General features: G+C 64.9%; 20 protein-coding genes. 5 read left to right on the top strand and 15 right to left on the bottom strand.

Annotation, left to right across the window (positions count from 1 at the left end; genetic code table 11):
• Positions 1-30 precede the first annotated feature (30 nt).
• From ACQP0C_RS15165 to mftA, 5 genes are all read right to left on the bottom strand, one after another.
• Positions 31-978: an undecaprenyl-diphosphate phosphatase gene (locus ACQP0C_RS15165; protein ID WP_433684227.1), complete on the bottom strand. Its 948-nt coding sequence runs from the start codon at positions 976-978 to the stop codon at positions 31-33.
• 367 nt (positions 979-1,345) lie between these two features.
• Positions 1,346-2,671, bottom strand: coding sequence for a mycofactocin biosynthesis glycosyltransferase MftF (gene mftF, locus ACQP0C_RS15160; protein ID WP_433733541.1), 1,326 nt, complete (start codon positions 2,669-2,671; stop codon positions 1,346-1,348).
• Between the two features lie 14 nt (positions 2,672-2,685).
• Positions 2,686-3,855, bottom strand: coding sequence for a mycofactocin radical SAM maturase (gene mftC / locus ACQP0C_RS15155; RefSeq protein WP_433733540.1), 1,170 nt, complete (start codon positions 3,853-3,855; stop codon positions 2,686-2,688).
• A complete protein-coding gene (mftB, locus tag ACQP0C_RS15150; RefSeq protein ID WP_433733539.1) occupies positions 3,852-4,160 on the bottom strand; it encodes a mycofactocin biosynthesis chaperone MftB in 309 nt (102 codons plus the stop codon). Before mftB ends, mftC begins: the two co-directional genes overlap by 4 nt.
• Positions 4,150-4,308 (bottom strand): mycofactocin precursor MftA, encoded by a 159-nt coding sequence (mftA, locus tag ACQP0C_RS15145; protein WP_433733538.1) that lies wholly within the window; start codon positions 4,306-4,308, stop codon positions 4,150-4,152. Before mftA ends, mftB begins: the two co-directional genes overlap by 11 nt.
• 30 nt (positions 4,309-4,338) lie before the next feature.
• Between mftA and mftR the strand changes: the two genes are divergently transcribed.
• Complete coding sequence (gene mftR / locus ACQP0C_RS15140) at positions 4,339-4,950, top strand: mycofactocin system transcriptional regulator (RefSeq protein ID WP_433733537.1); 612 nt, start codon at positions 4,339-4,341, stop codon at positions 4,948-4,950.
• A gap of 49 nt (positions 4,951-4,999) precedes the next feature.
• Here mftR and ACQP0C_RS15135 read toward each other — a convergent pair whose 3' ends face one another.
• Entirely contained in the window at positions 5,000-5,533 is a 534-nt protein-coding gene (locus tag ACQP0C_RS15135) for a VOC family protein (RefSeq protein WP_433733536.1), read from the bottom strand.
• A 186-nt stretch (positions 5,534-5,719) separates the two neighbouring features.
• Here ACQP0C_RS15135 and ACQP0C_RS15130 point away from each other — a divergent pair, with 186 nt between their 5' ends.
• Together ACQP0C_RS15130 and ACQP0C_RS15125 are read left to right on the top strand one after the other, a co-directional pair.
• The gene (locus ACQP0C_RS15130) at positions 5,720-9,133 is read left to right on the top strand and encodes a protein kinase domain-containing protein (RefSeq protein ID WP_433733535.1); all 3,414 of its coding nucleotides are present in this window, start codon (positions 5,720-5,722) and stop codon (positions 9,131-9,133) included.
• Positions 9,134-9,577: 444 nt separating this feature from the next.
• Positions 9,578-10,273 carry a hypothetical protein gene (locus ACQP0C_RS15125; protein ID WP_433733534.1) on the top strand — a complete coding sequence of 232 codons (696 nt, stop codon included), beginning with the start codon at positions 9,578-9,580 and terminating at the stop codon, positions 10,271-10,273.
• A gap of 540 nt (positions 10,274-10,813) precedes the next feature.
• On the opposite strand, the gene ACQP0C_RS15120 is transcribed toward ACQP0C_RS15125, so the two are convergent.
• From ACQP0C_RS15120 to ACQP0C_RS15095, 6 genes are all read right to left on the bottom strand, one after another.
• Complete coding sequence (locus ACQP0C_RS15120; protein ID WP_433733533.1) at positions 10,814-11,236, bottom strand: tautomerase family protein; 423 nt, start codon at positions 11,234-11,236, stop codon at positions 10,814-10,816.
• A gap of 28 nt (positions 11,237-11,264) precedes the next feature.
• Complete coding sequence (locus tag ACQP0C_RS15115; RefSeq protein WP_433733532.1) at positions 11,265-11,966, bottom strand: SDR family oxidoreductase; 702 nt, start codon at positions 11,964-11,966, stop codon at positions 11,265-11,267.
• Positions 11,967-12,721: 755 nt separating this feature from the next.
• Positions 12,722-13,219 (bottom strand): pyridoxamine 5'-phosphate oxidase family protein, encoded by a 498-nt coding sequence (locus ACQP0C_RS15110; RefSeq protein WP_433733531.1) that lies wholly within the window; start codon positions 13,217-13,219, stop codon positions 12,722-12,724.
• A 282-nt stretch (positions 13,220-13,501) separates the two neighbouring features.
• The gene (locus ACQP0C_RS15105) at positions 13,502-13,747 is read right to left on the bottom strand and encodes a hypothetical protein (protein ID WP_433733530.1); all 246 of its coding nucleotides are present in this window, start codon (positions 13,745-13,747) and stop codon (positions 13,502-13,504) included.
• 318 nt (positions 13,748-14,065) lie between these two features.
• Complete coding sequence (locus ACQP0C_RS15100) at positions 14,066-14,413, bottom strand: hypothetical protein (protein WP_433733529.1); 348 nt, start codon at positions 14,411-14,413, stop codon at positions 14,066-14,068.
• Between the two features lie 451 nt (positions 14,414-14,864).
• A complete protein-coding gene (locus tag ACQP0C_RS15095) occupies positions 14,865-15,182 on the bottom strand; it encodes a hypothetical protein (protein ID WP_433733528.1) in 318 nt (105 codons plus the stop codon).
• 65 nt (positions 15,183-15,247) lie between these two features.
• On the opposite strand from ACQP0C_RS15095, the gene ACQP0C_RS15090 reads away from it, so the two are divergent.
• Together ACQP0C_RS15090 and ACQP0C_RS15085 are read left to right on the top strand one after the other, a co-directional pair.
• Entirely contained in the window at positions 15,248-15,766 is a 519-nt protein-coding gene (locus ACQP0C_RS15090; RefSeq protein ID WP_433733527.1) for a DUF6879 family protein, read from the top strand.
• The gene (locus tag ACQP0C_RS15085) at positions 15,690-16,595 is read left to right on the top strand and encodes a helix-turn-helix domain-containing protein (RefSeq protein ID WP_433733526.1); all 906 of its coding nucleotides are present in this window, start codon (positions 15,690-15,692) and stop codon (positions 16,593-16,595) included. The genes ACQP0C_RS15090 and ACQP0C_RS15085 overlap by 77 nt, the downstream gene beginning before the upstream one ends.
• Positions 16,596-16,666: 71 nt before the next feature.
• Here the strand turns inward: ACQP0C_RS15085 and ACQP0C_RS15080 are convergent, their stop codons facing one another.
• The 3 genes from ACQP0C_RS15080 to ACQP0C_RS15070 form a co-directional block, all read right to left on the bottom strand.
• Positions 16,667-17,239 (bottom strand): MmpS family transport accessory protein, encoded by a 573-nt coding sequence (locus ACQP0C_RS15080; RefSeq protein WP_433733525.1) that lies wholly within the window; start codon positions 17,237-17,239, stop codon positions 16,667-16,669.
• A 144-nt stretch (positions 17,240-17,383) separates the two neighbouring features.
• A complete protein-coding gene (locus ACQP0C_RS15075; RefSeq protein WP_433733524.1) occupies positions 17,384-17,551 on the bottom strand; it encodes a hypothetical protein in 168 nt (55 codons plus the stop codon).
• The gene (locus ACQP0C_RS15070) at positions 17,551-18,117 is read right to left on the bottom strand and encodes a hypothetical protein (RefSeq protein WP_433733523.1); all 567 of its coding nucleotides are present in this window, start codon (positions 18,115-18,117) and stop codon (positions 17,551-17,553) included. The genes ACQP0C_RS15075 and ACQP0C_RS15070 overlap by 1 nt, the downstream gene beginning before the upstream one ends.
• Between the last annotated feature and the right edge of the window lie 56 nt (positions 18,118-18,173).

Genomic DNA, 18,173 nt, shown 5'->3' with positions numbered 1-18,173 from the left:
CCGTCATGGCAGGGTCGCACCAGCAGAGATTCAGCTGAATCGGATGATCGAAAGTGTCCCGACGACAACGCAGTACAACGCGAACGGCAGCAGTTTGTGCGTTCGGAAGTACCGTTCCAGGAACCGCACCGCCAGCCACGACGACACTCCGGACGCAATGGCGCCGACGAGCACCGGTCCCCGGATACCGATGGTCTGCGGCCCGAACAGTTCCGGTATTTCCAGCAACCCCGCACCCAGGATCGCCGGAGTGGCCAGCAAGAAGGCGAATTTCGCCGCATGCTCATGTTCGAGACCACGCCACAAACCGCCGACCATCGTCAGACCCGCTCGACTGAATCCGGTCAGCAGCGCTCCGACCTGGGCGAAGCCGATGCCAACGGCATCACCGTAGCTGAGTGCGGCCAGTGGTCGATCGGATTGGCGGCGCGTTTCCGCTTCGGCGGTCAGCACGCCGCCGTGCTGGCTCCGTAGCGCGAACCGACGCCCGTATTCGGCCAGTGTCGGTTCATTGCGGCGGCGCAATCCCTCACCGACGAACAGCACGACGCCGTTCAGCGTCAGAAAGATGCTGGCGTAGATCGGCGCCGCGAACAACGCGTGCAGCGGATGGTCCAGCAACGGTCCGAGAACACCGACCGGGACGGTGGCGATCACGATCAGCCACGCCAGTCGCTGCGGAATGGTGTCGAGCCGCCTGGTCCGCAAGGTCGTGATGAAGCCGGCGACAATGGCACACCAATCGCGCCAGTAATAGCCGAGCAGCGCAAGCGCCGTCGCCACATGCAATGCGACGACGAATGCCAGATACGGTGTGTGCGTTGCGGACTCGCCGCCCTGGCTGGCCAATTTCATCCAATCACCGCCGAGCCACGCGACAAGGAGCACCGTGTGCCCGAGGCTCGAGATGGGAAACAGTTCGGTGATCCCCTGCACCGCACCGATGACCGTCGCTTGAAAGTAAGTGAGCATCGTCACGAGTGTCGCACGGCACACATCAGCAATCCCGCAGCGCCCCTGCCCGAACCCACTCTCCCCGAGCACCTTTCGTCTCGTGCAGGCAAGTCCGCCGCCGAGCGCACCGGGTACCGCAGCGTTGACACCGCTTCGGGCGGAGCGAAAACGCCTCTCCCGCAACCATGCTTCCAGCCGGTATGTCGGTTGCGTTGCGATCCACGGACGTTGTATCGCTCTGATGACCGGTAGCGTGCGTGGTTCGTCGATTAGAACTCGGTCGCGGATCCGGTTATGGCGACGACGGGGCGGCCCTGACCGAGCGACTGTCAGCGAAACCCGGACAGCGACATCGGCCTACGGGGTCGCGTGGTCGGCATCGGCCGACGTCTCAGTCCGGCACGTCCCGGGATCGATTGCGTTGCGGCAGTAGCGGTTCAGCCCTGCGATGCCGGAAGCAGCCCACCCATACGCCGAGGCCGTAGGCGAGATCCGCGGCGATGCGCGGACACGGGTTCCGACCGCGCGCGAGGTCAGCGGCCGCCGTCGAGAGCACGGCGGCCGCCAGCACCGAGCGGCCACGACGGCTCAGCAATGCCAATGGCCACCACACCCGGCGCAACGCATCGGCGACCTGACGAATGAGCGCGAATTGTCCGGCAGCCGCGACGGTGAATGCCGCCCGCACCGGTATGCCGTGCCCGTGCAGGCGCTGCGCCGACCGTCCGGCCTCCAGGATTCCCGACGCCGCGGCCACCGCGGGGTGTCCGGTGAGCACCAGCGCGCATTGTGCGGCAGATACTTTCGGCAGATGGGCGCAACCGAGCCGCCCCGGATGCCGGGCCGCGAGCGGCGCCGCCGAGGTGCCATAGTCGTATTGCTGGCGCAGCCATGCGCGCACGGTGGCGCGCGGCGCGTGGCGGACAATCGAAAAGGGCTGATAGCGCACGGTTTTTTCGGTGGCAAGCAGTCGCCACACCAGATCGACATCCTCGCCGAAGCGCAAGTCTTCGTCGAATCCGCCGATGGCCTCCAGGTCCGAGCGGCGGACCACCAGCGCGGCGGTGGGGACGTAGCGGACCCGGCCGTGGTGGCGCACGGTGGCCGGATCCGGTCCCATATCCAGGCTCGAACGGTCCATCTCGTATCGCCCGAGCGGCCCATCGGGCAGTGACCGGATCCGGGGCGCGACGGCGGCCACCGACGGGTCGTCGAACAGCGGGAGCACATTGTCCAACCAGCCTCGATCGGGGATGGTGTCCGAGTCGAGAAAGGCGATCAATGCGGTACCGGCAAGCCGCCAACCGGCATTCCGCGCTGCCGCCGGTCCACGCGAGTCACGATGGCGGACAGTCGCCTCCGGCAGCGGTACCGACGATCCGTCATCGACGACGACGCGATGCGCCAGATCCGCAGTCGCGGCGAACAACCGCTCGAGGCCGACCGCATTGTTCTTCACCGGCACGACCACGGTCACATCATCGCGGGTAAGAGCTCTCCCGTCCGGTACGGGGTGCATGATCCCGGCGTCCAGCAACCGGCGGGCCAGCGCCTGCTCGTGCGGTCGCGCACCGACCGACTCCCCCGCCGACCACGCATCGACACATTCGACCCCTGCCGGACCGAGGCGAAGCAGCCGCAGCGGTGCACCGCCCAAGAGGATCCGCCCGCCCTGAAACCGACGCACCCGCGTATCCAAGCGCAGCCGGACCGTCATGACATCGAACTCGATCAGTGCAGGCCCGCCACGGGACTGGTATCGCAGGCCCGGTCCGGGATGCGGCCGACGGACGGCAACCCGAGCGTCACCGCTCGCCTGCCGGTGCGGGAATGATCCTTGTCCGGCTGCGGCGGCGCGCCCGCCGCGGCGAGCGCCAATTCCGCATTGCCGCGCACACATTCGGGGTCCGGGCCGTCCAGCGGCAGTCCGGTGAAGAACTTCGCGGCCATGCAACCGCCCTTGCACGCGTCGTACGCAGCGCACGATACGCACGCGCCGCCGGTCTGCGGCTTGCGCAGCTCGGTGAACAATTCCGAAGTGCGCCACACGGTTTCGAAACCACCCGGATCGCGGACATTGCCCGCGAGGAATTCGTCGTGGATGGCGAACGGGCAGGCGTAGACATCACCGACGGGGTCGATCAGGCAGACCACCCGGCCCGCGCCGCACAGATTCAACCCGGGCAGCGGTGTCGAGCCGAGGGCGTTGAGATGGAAGAAGGAGTCGCCGGTCAGCACCTTTTCACCATTGGCGACGAGCCAGTCGTAGATCCGCAGTTGCTGGTCCGTGGTGGGGTGCAGGTCGTTCCAGACATCGGCGCCCCGGCCGGACGGCCGCAGCCGGGTAATGCGCAGCTGAGCGCCGAATTCATCTGCGATGGCCTTGAATTCGTCGAGCTGGGCCACATTGTGGCGGGTCATGACCACCGAGATCTTGAAGTTCTCGAAGCCCGCGTCGGCGAGGTTTCGCATGGCCCGGTGGGCCATCGCGAACGAGCCAGGACCCCGGACCGCGTCATTGACCTCGGCCGTCGCGCCGTCGATGGAGATCTGTACATCCACGTAATCGGTGGCCGCGAGCCGTCGCGCGCGCTCGGGAGTGATCCGAACCCCATTGGTGGAGAACTTGACTCCGACCTGATGGTCGATCGCGTAGTCGAGCAGTTCCCAGAAGTCCGGCCGGATGGTCGGCTCACCGCCACCGATATTGACGTAGAACACCTGCATACGCTGCAGCTCATCGATGACCGCCCGGCATTCGGCGGTGCTGAGCTCGCGTGGATCACGCCGCCCCGACGAGGACAGACAGTGCTCACATGCCAGATTGCAGGCGTAGGTCAGCTCCCAGGTCAGACAGATCGGCGCGTCCAGGCCGTGTTCGAAGTGCTCTACCAGTTTCATGATCGTTCCTGTCCGCAGTCGACCGCACGGGGCCGGATGGTGCCCGCCTCGGACAATCCGGCAAGCGCACGCAGATAGCGGTCGTGTTCGGCGGCCGGGACCCCGGCCGTGGTGAGCGCGGCGGTCACGTCGGGCTGATGCGCCAGCTCCCGCACGACCGATACCAGCAAGGGGGACTTGAGGAAGGAGAGTCGGCGCGTCCCGAAGTCGTACAGCAGGGCACCGAACCGTTCGGGCCGCAACGACACCGATGCCGCCAGCGCATACGGGCGGGCCGGGTCGAAGGGCGTGGTCTCAGTAGACACCGCACATGCCGTCGATCGAGACATCCTCCACCAGGAGGTCCGTTTCGACGGCGGTGTCGTCGTCGGTGCGGGTAGCGGTCGGCTCGGTTTCCACTCGGCCCATGACATGCTCCTCGATATCGAAAGGCGGATCTGTGACCAGGAGCATAATGTCACCGAGTGTCGAAATGGAAGGGCAATGATCGCTCAGCGGGCGGCCGAGCAGCACAACCGGCGCGGAAGACGCCCCTCCACCAGCGCGATCGAGTTGGAGCATGCCGCTTTCGAACTCTTCGAGCGCAATGGATTCGAGGCGACCACGGTCGAGGACATCGCCGCCGCGGTCGGCATTACCAAGCGCACGTTCTTCCGCTACTTCGAATCCAAGAACGATGTCGTCTGGGGTGACTTCAGCGAACAGTTGCGGGTGATGCGCGAGCGGTTCGCCCGCTGTCCCGCCGACCAGCCGATCATGGACGCGGTCCGCACCGTGGTGGTGGATTTCAACCGCTTCGACGCCGCGGAACTGCCCCGGCACCGACAGCGCATGCGCCTGATCCTCACGGTCCCGGCCCTGCAGGCACATTCCACACTGCGGTACCGCGAATGGCGCGACGTCGTCGCCGAATTCGCCGCCACCCGGCTCGGGGTATCGCCACAGGACCTCATGCCGCAGGCCCTCGGCTATTCGGCGCTCGGCGTCGCCATCGCCGCCTACGACACATGGCTGGCCATCCCCGACACCGATCTCTCCGCCACCCTCGATCGCGCATTGCGCGGCCTCGCCAGCGGATTTACGCACGCAGAATAAGATTCGACGACATACTGGTCCACGCACAGAACTGATCCACGATTTTGGGCTAATCCGCATTTCCGGCGAGGAAGCGCTGCCAGATCGCATGATCTGTCCGGGGCCCGCCGGCTGTGTCCGCCCCGTACCGGGCGATTTCGGCCGGCAGGTCGAGTGGCCGCGTCGGTGCCGTCATCTCCTCCAGCGCCTGCCCGACCGCCGCATCCGGCACCAGCCAGCACACCTCGAATTCGATGCCGTCGGGATCCGACCCGTACACAGCCTTCGTGCACCCGTGATCGGAGGCTCCGGTCAGCGCCGCGACGTCGCGCAGCACATCCCTGACTCGCCCCAGTTCGCGCAGCGTATCCACCTCCCAGGCCAGGTGATAGAGCCCGACTCGGCCGGTGCGGTGCGCGACGACCGGATCCGAGGCCTGAAACAGCCCCAGGTCATGGTCATTGGCCGAGCCCGCCGCCTGCAGGAACACACCGCCGGGGAACCCGCCGATCCGCCGGAACCCGAGGACCTCACCGTAGAAGGCGGCCGAGCGCTCCACATCGGAGACGTACAGGACGGCATGGTTCAGTCGCTGAATAGGCATGGGGGCGGCTCCTTTTCGACATCGTCGCTGTGATGAGCCGACCATGATCGCGCACCCACCACAAGCGACCCGCCCACTGGGCGGTCGATATCCCGATTCCGGAGTTCGCCAGGCATAAACTGAGAAGCCAGCGCGGTAGCACCGCGGACCAACGACACCGAGCAGCACATGGCCGAGGGCGATCCCATGGCAACACAGACCAACCGGCCGCCGGATATCGACAGGGAACTGGCCGGCACGGGTCTCGACGATCCGCAACTGGTCGGCCGTGGCGGATTCGGTGTGGTCTATCGCTGTCGGCAACAGGCATTACACCGCGATGTCGCGGTCAAAATCCTCACCTCCGGCGAGTTCGAGACGGAGAGTTCCGAGCGATTCGTGCGTGAGCAGCAGGCGATGGGCGCGCTGTCCGGGCATCCCAATATCGTCCACATTCTCGAGGTCGGCACCACCCGCAGCGGACGTCCCTACCTGGTGATGCCGTACCACGCCCGTGGTTCGCTGGAGGCCCGCATCCGGACCACGGGGCACCTGCCGCTGGCGGAGGCATTGCGAATCGCGATCAAACTGGCGGGCGCCCTCGAGACGGCACATCGGGCCGGGATCCTGCACCGCGATATCAAGCCGGGCAATGTCCTGCTGACCGACTACGACGAGCCCCAGCTCACCGATTTCGGCATCGCCCGCGTCACGGGCGGCTTCGAAACCACCACCGGCGTGGTCACCGGCTCCCCCGCATTCACCGCGCCGGAGGTCCTGCAATCGGGCGACTCGTCGGTGGCTTCTGACGTCTACGGACTCGGCGCGACCCTGTTCTGCATGATCACCGGCCACGCCGCCTACGAACGACGCACGGGCGAACAGGTGGTCGCGCAATTCCTGCGCATCGCCGCCGAACCGCTGCCGAATCTGCGCCCGGAGGGCATCCCCGAGGACGTATGCACCGCCATCGAGGCCAGCATGTCGCACAATCCGGCGGACCGCCCGCAGTCGGCCGCGGAATTCGGTGAGTCACTGCGCGCGATCCAGCGCGCCAACGGGGTGCCCGTTCAGGACATGACGCTGCCGAGTATCAGTCCCGTCGCCACCGTGGCCACCGGCATCCCGTCGGATGCCACCGCCGCGGCGTCGATCGCGCCCGACCGGACATCGTCCTCGCGGCTGACACCGGCCACGCCGGAAACCAAATTCCGCCCGACCATGTCCGGGCGCCGAACGGTCCAGCGAGACAGGCTGATCGACGCGATGCGAGCCGACCATCGGCGGCGTTTGATCGTCATCCACGCGCCCGCGGGATTCGGCAAGAGCACCCTGGCCGCGCAATGGGCCAAATACCTCCGTGAGGAACAGCAGGTGGCGGTCGCCTGGTTGAACGCCGCCGACGACGACAACAATGTCGTGTGGTTCCTCGCCCACCTGATCGAGGCGATCCACCGGGTGCGGCCGGAACTGGCACCCACACTGGGCCGAATACTCGAGGAAGAGGGCGAGCCGTCCATCCGCTATGTGCTCACCACACTGATCAACGACATCCACGAACAGCGCCAACGAGTGGCCGTGGTGATCGACGACTGGGATCGGGTCACCGATCCCGAGGCCGTGGCGGCCCTGCGCTTCCTTCTGGAGAACGGCTGCCATCACCTGCAGATCATCGTCACCAGCAGGTCATTGGAGGGAATACCGGTCGCCACCATGCGCGTTCGCCATGAACTCATCGAAATAGATTCCACCGCAATGCGTTTCGATGAGTCCGAGGTGAGCTCGCTCCTGGTCGGGCTCGGCGGCTTCGCCCTGGACGACGACGAGATCGCCGCACTGCGCACCGGCACCGAAGGATGGGTCGCGGCACTGCAACTCGCATCACTGTCGCTGCGCGAACACCACGATCCGACCACGCTCATCGACCACCTATCGGGGCGACACCAAGCCATCGCCGAATATCTGGCGGAGAACGTACTCGACACGGTCGATCCCGAATTGTTCGATGCCCTGCTGGAAACGGCACTGCCCGAACGGATCTCCGGTGACCTCGCCGCGGCGCTGACCGGACAGCAGCACGGGCAGGCACTGCTGGAAAATATCGAACGGCGAAATCTGTTCCTGCACCGTATCGACGAGGACGGCGAATGGTTCCACTACGACCAATTGTTCGTCGAATTCCTGCGCCAGCGACTCGCACGTGACCGACCCGAACGGGTAGCCGACCTGCACCGCACCGCTGCCGCCTGGTTCGCAGAACACAACATGCTCAGTGAGGCGGTCGATCACGCGCTGGCCTGCGGCGACGACGAATACGCTGTGGACCTCCTCGAAGCCAGAGCCGTGGACCTCGTCGAACATGCCCAGCTGGCGACATTGCATGGACTGGTCGCCAAACTCCCGCCACGGCTCACCTCGACCCGGGCTCGACTTCAGGTCGCCCTCGCCTGGACCTTCGCGATACTTCGTCGTCCCACCGAACTGCATACCGCGCTGCACCTGGCCCGGATGGCCCTGGACGCGGCACCGGATCCGACGCTCACCGCCGAAGCGGCCCTGATCGGCTGTTCCGAACGCGCACTGGCCGATCAGGTCGAGGGTATCGATGCCGTGGTGACCGACTGTCTGAAGCGTACCGACACATTGTCACCGTGGGCGCTGTCCGCGGCGGCGGCATTCGCGGCGTTTCTGGCGACCGATCGCTTCGATTTCGACCGAGCGCGAGCGTGGCACCATTGGGCCGCGCCCTACCACCAGCAGGCCGGCGGAACATTCAGCCTGGTCTACAGCCACTGCCTGATCGGTCTCGCCGAGCGCGAACTACTCGATATCGCCGCCGCGGAGCACAGCTTCCGCACCGCCCTCCAGATTGCCGTCGACGCCTCCGGCACCCGGTCCTACGCGGCGCGACTGGCGAGTTCGCTGCTCGGTGAGCTGCTCTACGAACGCGATGAGCTCGACGCCGCCGAGCAGCTGCTCGATCAGGCCGTCGAACTCGGAATCGGGGGCGGCCCAGTGGACTTCATGGTCGCGAGCTACGCGACCGGCGCCCGCATCAAGGCGGTGCGCGGCGATCTCGAGGGCGCCGCGCAGCGGTTGGCGGACGGCGCGAGGACCGCCAAGGCCCTGTCCCTGCCGCGACTAGCCGCGCGCATCACCAATGAACAGGTCCGGCTCGGCCTCACGACCGCGTCGACGGCCGCCATGGTGCAGCCGACCAGCGACAGCGCCATCGCGATCATCACCGCCGAACTGGGCGAGAACTCCGCGATCCGGACACTGCTGCGGACCGGGGACCCCGCACTGATCGCCACCGCCTGCGTCCGGGCTCGCGCGCTGCGCGATTCCATCGACCCCGCCCGCCGACCGCGCGCCGCTCTCGACGCCGAACTCCTGCTCGCGTCCTGCCTCGCGGCAGCCGAACAGACCGACCAAGCCCGAGATACCCTCATGCCAGTGCTGGCCACCTGCGCCGACACCATCCTGATCCGGCCACTGCGCGACGAAGGCCCGTGGCTGCGATCGCTGCTCCGCGGACTCGAACATGATCTGCGCCAAGGCAATTGGCGCGACGAATGGCCGCAGATCTCGCAGGCCTTCTTGACCATGGTTCTCGACTGAGGGCTCGCGCGGATCAGCGGCGAGAACCGCCGGTTCGTCCCTTGCGTTTGCGGTTGGCGAGTTGATCGCGGTGTTCAGGGATCACGGCTTGGATACGTTTGCGCCGCAACAGGGTTCGGTTCGCCGCCGCGAGTAGGCGTGGTCGGCGATGACCACCTCGGGGTTGCGTCGACGTCGAGCTGACAAAGCGCAAGTGGCTTCTGTGCGCGCGATGCTGCGACTTGATCATCAAGCGCCCGCTTGTGTTCCGATTGGGGCGATCAGGTAAGTCGTGCCAGATCCACGATGCACCCGGCGTTGCCATACGTTTTGGTCGCGACGTGTTAGGACAGAAACTCCTACCGCAGATGACGTATGGCAAGCTGTGCCGACCCCGAGTGAACGTAGGGCTGGAACAGACAAGTGGGCAGCAGCCTGTTCGCGGTCGCCCTACACTCGACGCACATGCATGCTCTCGACGGAGGTGATCAGCGGTTGAACCCCAGGGATCCGCGCGACCAGCACACTGCACGTTACGAAACCGGTTATCAGCCGGGGAACTACCGCGACTCCGCGTATAGCCAGGATCACCGATACGGCCAGGATCACCGATACGGCCAAGACCAGGGATACGGTCAAGACCGGGGATACCGTCAAGACCAGGAATACCACCAAGACCAGGGATACAGCACGTATCAGCAGTCCGACTATCCGGACCGGCGGTCTCGACCCCAGCAGGGGCCGGACGTCAACATCGGAACGTTCGCTGGTGGTGTGTTCGCGGCGGCGGTGGTGACCGCGCTCGCGGCCTGGTTGTGCGCCTGGATCATCGAGATCATCGCCAACCGGGTGACAGAGAGCGGCAAGTTCGGGGTGTGGAACCCGATGGCCCAGGACGCGTACTGGTTCGCGGTCGTGGCCTTCATCTGCGCGCTGCTGGCCGGGGTGCTCTGGTATCTGCTGCGCCTGGGCACTCCGTCACCGGAATTGTTCTTCAGCTGGATCGTGGGAATCCTCACCGCCGCGGCAGTGATCATTCCACTGGCACTGTCCAGCCACCTCTGGGTGGGTATCTCCACCGCTGTCGAACATTTGGTGATCGGGCTCCCGATTCTCAGCATGGTGCGCATGGTGGGCGCGAAGAGCGTCGTAAACCGGTGAGGAACGGGCGACTCGTCCAGCAAGTGCGGTGGAAGTACTCCGCGGTACCTGGCGTCACCAGTTGACGATCGCGAACGACGGTGGATCGGGGCCGACAAGTCTGGCGCACATGCTGAGTTCGGCGGAATTCTTCTGGCCGACGAGCAGGCCGGCGGCATGTCTGCCAGGGCCGTCGCGAGTTCCAGGTTGTCGGCGGCGGTGAGTTCGACTATCAGCTCGTCGGGCCAGTTCTCGTCGATCACGGGTTGTTGAGCTGACAGTCGGCCACCGCTGCGGCCGGAAAAGCCCAGTGCGCCCGATGAATCCGATATCTCGGACAAGGTCGCCAGGCCGGGCGCACCAACATCGGGCGGCGAGCACGCGGTGGTGAGCAGTAGCCCGGCGAGGGGCGCGAGCAGGGATCGCGTCAGCGAGTGTGTCCGAGCTGAGTGCGGCGAGCGCTATGCCGACGGCGACCAGCAGGACGCCGCTTCGACGGTTCGTTGTCGTGCATCAGCCCGAGGCTGCGAGCAGGCGGGAGGCAGGCGCCGTAAGCCGGATTCAGTACGGGATGGGCTTGTTCTCCTTGGCCCAGACTTGCTCGATATCACTACCGATCGGTGGCGGGAAGAGCCCGGCGATCATCCAGGTGTCGCGCGGGACCTCGTTGATATTGAATTCGAGGTGCAGGCCCCGGTCGTGTGTGTAGGGGGCCATGAGGGCGTCGAGGCCGCGGGTCATGCGCTTTCGCATTTCAGGGTCGTCGAGTTGACGGGCGAGGTGGTCGATGATGATGCGCACCGAGGCGGCGGTGGGTTTGCCGCCGACATAGAAGGAGTCGGCGGGCAGTTCGTGGAACAGGGCTACGGTGTAGAACTCCGGGAGGCCGACGCGGGTGTAGTAGGCGGTGATGTCCTGGGCGAAGTTCTGCTTGTCCTCGGGGGTGTAGGTGTTCGCGGGGTGGTAGATGCGCCAGAGCGGCATGGTGGATTCCTTTGGGCGAATCGGTGTCTCAGCGGCGGAAGGGAAGGACGAGATTTTCGACGGGACCGGACAGGGTGGCCTTCACCTGTCGGGTGAACTCATCGACGAGGACTTCGTTCGCACCCTGCTCCAACCCATCGACGAGCGCGGCGGCGACCGTGGCGGGGCTGAGTTTCACGGTATCGATGGCCTTGACCATGTCGGTGTCGGCGAAGCCGAGGTGGACACCGACGACCTGGGTGCCCTGCGCAGCCAGTTCGATGCGCAGGGAGTTGGTCAGAGACCACAGGGCGGCCTTCGACGCACCGTAGGCCGCGGCCCCGGAACTCCAGGACAGCACAGAGTGCATATCCACCAGTGCGCCACCACCATTGGCGGCGAGGATGGGAGCGAAAGCCTGGGCGATGCGCAGCGGTCCGAAGACGTTGGTCTCGAATGTTTCGACGATATCGGCCATTTCGGCCTGCAGTAGCGGCGCCGGGCGCAGTACACCCGCGTTGTTGATGACGATGGTCACATCCGTGGCCCGATCCGCGACGGCCGCAACCGAATCCGGATCGGTAACCTCCAATTCGAGCGGGACGATGCGGGAGTCATCGGCCGCGCCGGGCTTGCGGGCGGTGACGTAGACCTTGGCCGCGCCGCGCGCCAGCAATTCCTCGGTGAACGCGCGGCCGAGGCCCCGCTGCCCGCCGGTTACCAGCGCGATAGCGCCTTCGATTCTTGTCATGTCTGCCTCTCTTATTCGTTCACGTCCTAGCTGACTATATATAACTATAGTCAACACTTCGATGCTGCAACAGAGGGGGCACGGCGGCAGATGATGCACATTCGCCGCCCTTCAGCGCACGACCGCTCGGCGGAGGCAGTCCATGAGCAGATCTCAGCGCTGGATAAAGCTCCAGAAATCGGTCGCGCGGCAGGTCCAGGCAGCGGCTCGTCTCGCGCCGCTCGGCCTGACAAGCTGATTTCCCCTGCACCCGGCCACACCTGCTATTGCCGATGTCGCACGTTCGGCAGCTCTGCCCAGGCCCCGGATCCGGACCGCCGACCCCCCGAGGGCATCGGCCGAGGAGTTCGTGGACACGATCCGCTCGGCGAACACCCACCGCGCCTACATCACCGCCGTCGTCGAGACCGTTGACCAGGTCGACGGCCGAGGACGGACTGTTCGCACCGAGCCGCCCACTGACGTCGGTGTCCGACACCGAGATCGGCGCTGCGCTGGAAACGGGGCACAGCGGCGGTCAACACCAGGAACGCCCGCCGTCCATGTCTGAGTCGGTGCCACGAACAAGGCTGGGACGCGCCGACCGTACCCGCGTCGGCCGAACGATCCACCCCACCGGACTTCGATACCGCGGTGCACGCGCGCACCGCGATCGACCGACTGATCGCCCGCCGCGCCATACACCTACGTGAGAAGACCCTGGGGTGGATGCTGTCCTCGGTTCGTTACGGCTCATTCTGGCCGCGGTGATCGGTTCAGGCGCGCTGACGCTCGGCTCGCTGCTGGACCAGTTCCTCGACCGCGGTGGGGAGGGTGGTTTCGAAGTCGATCAGTTTGACCCACGTCGGGGTGATGACTATCCGGACCATCCCGTCGTAGAGCGAGCGGACCTCGGCCTCCCATACGACGCGCTGCTCAGAGGTCATTTCGTAGCTGCCGTTCATCTGCAGATACTCCTCCGGGATCCCGTCCACCACGTCCAGCTCCGCTCGACCGCGGATGAGCAGGATCTTCGGCGGGTGCACCTCGGTATCGATCGTCAGCGCGACCTCGGGGTTGCGCCTCAGGGAGGGCAGCTTCGGGGCATTCTTCGTGGTGCAGACGACGATCTCCGAGCCGTTCCAGGTGAATGCGATCGGGACGTTGCGGGGCGTGCCGTCCTTGGCGACGTAGGCCATGCGGAGCAGGTCGCGAGCCAGCAGCTCCTGGCTGATCGGGAGGTTCAGGATCGCGGTGATCTCGTTCGGTTGCATGGTGGTCGCTCCTTCGTCGGTGTCGTCGAGGCCCGTTCGGCTGCTCGTACCCCTGGGACGCAGCCGCCCGAGCGTTCTCGACATCCACGGCGCATGAATTTCCGGAATTCTTATGGCCCGATCGTCGCGGCACCCGAAGATCAGCTGACGGAGCTGTGCGGAATCCGCTCCCGCCCGCGTAGACCAGCTGATGTGAATATCGCAGAAGCTGTGACATCTCCGGTATCGCCATCCGAAGGGCGCCCGCGTGGTACTTCTGGACCGTCATGGCGCTGACCGCTATCAGCCAGCTCCCTTGTTGAGCCGGGAACACGACAGTGTCGGGCTCCCATCCGGATTCGCCTCTGACTCCGGCCAGTTCGCGGAGTCGCTGCCTTTGCACGCGCTGTTGTCGTTGTTGGGGTCGACGTGCCCGAGCAGACACGGCCCGTTGACCGGTGTCGGTGCCGCGTCGGCTGGCGGGGAGATCACACCGAACATCGATGCGGTGATCGCGCACGCCACGAAGGCGGCTCTGATGATCTTCATTTGTTTCCTCCATCAGGGATTCCAAGAAGACGGCCCGGCCCTCACGCACGAGGGTCGGGCCGCTTTTGCTGTTCAGAGCTGCTTGTTGACACCTCCTCTGACCTCGTTGCCTCTGTGACAACTAGGACCGCTCACGTCGGCGCATCTGCTCGTGAACCAGCCACATCCGCATTTGGATCCTGACCTGGCACCTGCTGGCCTGGTGGTTGTCGTGATCGGCCAGGAGCGTGTTCGCCTTCTCCACGGTCAAGCTCTCGGGGTTGACGTCCTCGCACCCTGGGAGGACGTCCATTTGGAGCTTGGGATCATTCCAGTCGATCACGCCTTCCCGCCGATGTGGATGACGCGTGGCGACTCGTGGACGTTGTTGGGCGTGATGACCTGCTCATAGGTAGCCAGCAGGACAACCTGGCAAGAGAGCAGGACGCGGCGCGGGTCGTTGTCGATGTGCCACTCGCTCGGCACGCAGAACGCCGTGCAGTCCTTTCGCACCGCCAACTCCAGTGCGGATTCCAGCCAGTCGCCGGTTCCCCTGCTGTTGACGATCGTCTCTACGACCCTGTAGCCCTGGCGATTAGCGAAGGTGCAACATCGGTTGACCAGTTCTCGGCGTTGTTCCTCGTTGTAGGCGCGGCCGTTGACGAAGACGAGTGCGGTCTGTTCCATCGCAATCAGCTCCCCACGTGCGGCGCGTCAGCAGGCACCAGCCGGCGAGCTTCGACCAGACGGCCTTTGGCTTGCCGTTTGATTGGACAGATGACGAGCAGACACTCGATGTGCTCTTGCATGACCGCATGCGCTAAGGCAACCGTCATTACCGGTACTCGATGGTGACTCGTTGGCGGAAGCGGGATTTCGGTTCCTGACGCCTGCGCGCTGGGATCCCACTGGCGTACTGCGTCCGCGAACAGTTCGACCACATGGGCGGGTGCGCCGCTGTAGGGACGGGGCGGGCCGACGAGGGGATCGCGTTGCGGCGGTTTTGAATTAGGCATGAACGGCATTGGCTGCACCGCCTCGGTGATCGTTCGGGTTGGCAGGCAGCCCGGCACCGAGGGCTCTTAGGCATCACCCCGGCGCCGAGTGCCTGGGTTTTGACGGTAAAGCGCCGGATAGTTCAATCGAAAGCTTGTTGCGAAATGTTGCGCAACAAGCGCAGTTCTGCGGTAGCAACACGAAACATGCTGGACTGCGGCGCAGGATGGATCGCTCGCAACCATTGACCTAGCGGCGCGAGCTGGACACCATGGGTATTGCAGGTCGCAACTGTTCGCAACACGATAGGCAGGAAACCAAGCATGCGTCTAACGTTCATCGCCAAGGACCCGGGCTCGAATCCGAGCGGCTCACCGACCTTGTATCGCACCGACAGGGACTCGTGGGTGGTGCAAGGATGGTTGATCAACGATCTCGACACGCTCGCCCAGATGGACATCCCGGAAGGCGAATCGTGCGTCGAGATCCCGGACAGGCTAGTTCCGTTCTTCAGGCAGGGAGATAGTGACCTCGATCGACGATGACGAGTTCGAGCGGCTGCTGACCGATTTCGAGCATGAGGCGATTCATCTCGAAACGCGCGATGCGTACGGCACTGCCGTAGAGCTGCCGCATATGGCGAAGTGGGCGGCGGGCGAGCCCGATGATCTCGAATGGCTGCAAGGCTGGTGCGCGACGCTGCGCGACCATGCGGCGGCTGGCCGCTCGGTGCGTCGGGCTCGGATTGTCTCCGAGCCCTTGAGCGACTACCAGCGTTGGTCGTTCAGCATCGCTGCCCCGATGGTCGATGCTGGCGAAGACATCCGGTGGGTGCCTCGTCGCCGGATATCGTCGATCCCGATTCCGGGGAACGATTTCTACCTGTTCGATGACCGCCTCGTCGTGTTCCTCCACTACACGGGCAACGGGCTCGCGGTCGACAAGGTGATCTCGACCGACCCCGGTGATGTCCAGCTGTGCCGCACGGCATTCGAAGCGGTGTGGCGGGTGGCGATACCGCATCGTGAATACAAGCCCGTCTAGCTCGGCCCAGGAAGCGCGGCGCGCGCTGGGTGGTCGGCTCCGCGACCTCCGTAAGGACGCGGGGCTGACCATCCGGCAACTCGGCGAGGCAACTGGGCAGCACTACACCCGAGTGTCGAAGATCGAGAACGGAGTTCAACCTCCAGCCGATCACGACATCCGCGAGTGGTGCCGCGTCTGCAACGCTGTCGAGGACATCCCCGATCTGATCGCCAGCCTCCGCGCGGTCGACTCGGCGTATCTGGAGTTCCGACGCCAGTCCCGCGCCGGTATGAAACGAGTCCTCGGTGCGCATACTCAGAAGCGGTACGAGCAGACCCAGGTGTTCCGGATCTATGAGCACAACGTGATTCCCGGCTTGTTCCAGACAGCCGAGTACACGGCTGCCATGTTGTCGTTCTGGATCGATTTCCTTGGCACGCCGAACGATGTCGATGACGCGGTCGCGGTGCGAATGGAGCGGCAGCGAATTCTTCAGCGCGGCGGCAAGCGGTTCGTGACCGTGCTCGAAGAGCAGGCGCTGAGGACCTGGTTCGGCACCGCGGAAACGCAAGCGGGGCAACTGGGCCGTCTGCTGGAACTGATGGCGTTGCCGAATATTTCGCTCGGCATCATCCCGCTCATGGTTGAGCGTCAAGCCGTAGCATCCGCCGGTTTCTGGATATTCGATGATGACCTGGTCGCGTTGGAAACCCCGACAGCAAGCATCCAGGTCACACAGCCAGCGGAATGCCACATGTATGCGCGGATGTTCGAAGTGCTCAAAGGTGCCGCGGTGTACGGGCGCGACGCGCGAGGCTTGATCATCAAAGCCCTCGACGAGTTGTGACCACCCGACGAGCACGCGAGAGCCCGATCCGGAAGGGGACCGGATCGGGCTCTCAGCTGGAGGTTACGCGCTTAGATCGTGCCGCTGCAGTTGACGACTGCGTACTTGCCGGTAGCGGTTTTCTCGTCTTTCACCTTGCCGTCCACGATGATCCGGCACGTCACACTGGCCCCCTTCGTTTGCGCGCCCAACCCGATGACTGCGTACGTCGAGTTGTTGATGACGGTCTTCGACCACGGCGCGGTCGGACTTGACTCCTGCTGTATCGCGGAGTTGTCGTCGAAATAGGTGACGTTGTTGAGTCCATCCGAGTCGGAGACGATCTCGTACACCACCGTCTTGCCCTTGCCGGTCGGCGGCTTCGCGCTCAACGGCGGAATGGATGTGGCAGAGGCACCAGGGGTGTCAGCGGCCGACTGAATGGATGAGGCGGCAGCGTCGATAGCTTTGCTCGCCTCATGCCCCGCGGTGCCGATGATCGCGACGCAACCACCGAACATCAGCAGGAAGACACCGAGCAGCACCCACGGCCACACCTTCCGCTTCTTGGGCGGTCGTGGATACTGCCCGTATGGCGGTTGCGGTGGCTGCCCGTAAGGCGGCTGCGGCTGCTGAGGATTGTAAGGCTGGTTCGGTCCGGTCATATTGTCCCCCTTGAGGGTTGGGTAAGCGAGGGTGAGTGATCCCCCGCGATGGCAGCCCGGTTGCGGGCTGTTGGCTGCACATCCACGCGCAGCCACGTCTTGTTACGCGGATCACAGCGTGTCCGACCGGACACGCCCCGCATTTCACTGAATGGCGACAGGCACGCCGTCGACGAGTTGCTGAAGGTGACCACCGTTGCGGTCCAACCACTCCCGCAGCGGCTCCATCGCATCCAATGCAAGCCCGATCTCATGGTCGAAGATGTGGCGCTGATCGTCAGGCACCTCGAACCGAAGCGTGAACGTGGTCATCAGAGGCGGTACTCATTTCCGAGTACACCTTGACCAGCACTTTCTCGCACCACCCGCAACGGCTTCTCCCCCAACGCGATCCCGTCCAACCATTCGAGGACACTGGCCCAGCCCTCCGTGCGGATCCGTGCGTCGATCGCCCGGCACACCGAAAGGTCCACACCGCCACGTGTCATCGACAGCAGGGCTTCACCGCGACGGCTCCAGAGTTCGCCGCGGTTCGGGTAGCTGACATGGTCACGGGCGAACTCGGGCCACACCGCGGGAAAGAACTCGGCGCGGTCGATGTCCTCGTTCAGCCACACCAGAACCGCGACGGCTTCGCCGAGTGCTGTGTGCGACCGGGCTAGCCGGACCCGCGCTATGTCGATGCTCGGAATGTTCTCGGCGAGTGACGCCGCAAGGGTCAGCATCTGTTGCCCTGTCGGTCCGTCAGTCCAGTGGATGTGCCAAGCGCGACCACGGGCGGCGATGCTGTCGTGGTATTCGAGGCGGACACTGGTGCGAGTGCGTTCGGTGAGTTGATTCTCCAGCTGCCGAGCACGACATGATGCGTTGGCGCTCATCCGAATACCACAACAGTTCGCCTGTGACCGACATCACACATAGATGGGCTAGCCGG

It is taken from the genome of Nocardia sp. CA-129566 (genome assembly GCF_050956075.1).
In the GTDB taxonomy this organism is placed as follows: domain Bacteria; phylum Actinomycetota; class Actinomycetes; order Mycobacteriales; family Mycobacteriaceae; genus Nocardia.
This window is presented reverse-complemented; position numbering and strand designations above follow the sequence as displayed.

Excerpts from the sequence above, each read along its gene's own strand:
- ACQP0C_RS15095 (WP_433733528.1), bottom strand. The coding sequence starts at position 15,182 with ATGTCCATCTGGGCGAGCGTGTCGAGATCGTTGATCAACCATCCTTGC.
- ACQP0C_RS15110 (WP_433733531.1), bottom strand. The coding sequence starts at position 13,219 with ATGCAACCGAACGAGATCACCGCGATCCTGAACCTCCCGATCAGCCAG.
- ACQP0C_RS15125 (WP_433733534.1), top strand. The coding sequence starts at position 9,578 with ATGCATGCTCTCGACGGAGGTGATCAGCGGTTGAACCCCAGGGATCCG.
- ACQP0C_RS15135 (WP_433733536.1), bottom strand. The coding sequence starts at position 5,533 with ATGCCTATTCAGCGACTGAACCATGCCGTCCTGTACGTCTCCGATGTG.
- ACQP0C_RS15080 (WP_433733525.1), bottom strand. The coding sequence starts at position 17,239 with ATGACCGGACCGAACCAGCCTTACAATCCTCAGCAGCCGCAGCCGCCT.
- ACQP0C_RS15070 (WP_433733523.1), bottom strand. The coding sequence starts at position 18,117 with ATGAGCGCCAACGCATCATGTCGTGCTCGGCAGCTGGAGAATCAACTC.
- ACQP0C_RS15100 (WP_433733529.1), bottom strand. The coding sequence starts at position 14,413 with ATGGAACAGACCGCACTCGTCTTCGTCAACGGCCGCGCCTACAACGAG.
- ACQP0C_RS15120 (WP_433733533.1), bottom strand. The coding sequence starts at position 11,236 with ATGCCGCTCTGGCGCATCTACCACCCCGCGAACACCTACACCCCCGAG.
- mftR (WP_433733537.1), top strand. The coding sequence starts at position 4,339 with ATGATCGCTCAGCGGGCGGCCGAGCAGCACAACCGGCGCGGAAGACGC.
- ACQP0C_RS15115 (WP_433733532.1), bottom strand. The coding sequence starts at position 11,966 with ATGACAAGAATCGAAGGCGCTATCGCGCTGGTAACCGGCGGGCAGCGG.
- mftF (WP_433733541.1), bottom strand. The coding sequence starts at position 2,671 with ATGACGGTCCGGCTGCGCTTGGATACGCGGGTGCGTCGGTTTCAGGGC.
- ACQP0C_RS15085 (WP_433733526.1), top strand. The coding sequence starts at position 15,690 with ATGTCCAGCTGTGCCGCACGGCATTCGAAGCGGTGTGGCGGGTGGCGA.
- ACQP0C_RS15105 (WP_433733530.1), bottom strand. The coding sequence starts at position 13,747 with ATGAAGATCATCAGAGCCGCCTTCGTGGCGTGCGCGATCACCGCATCG.
- ACQP0C_RS15130 (WP_433733535.1), top strand. The coding sequence starts at position 5,720 with ATGGCAACACAGACCAACCGGCCGCCGGATATCGACAGGGAACTGGCC.
- ACQP0C_RS15075 (WP_433733524.1), bottom strand. The coding sequence starts at position 17,551 with ATGACCACGTTCACGCTTCGGTTCGAGGTGCCTGACGATCAGCGCCAC.
- mftC (WP_433733540.1), bottom strand. The coding sequence starts at position 3,855 with ATGAAACTGGTAGAGCACTTCGAACACGGCCTGGACGCGCCGATCTGT.
- mftA (WP_433733538.1), bottom strand. The coding sequence starts at position 4,308 with ATGCTCCTGGTCACAGATCCGCCTTTCGATATCGAGGAGCATGTCATG.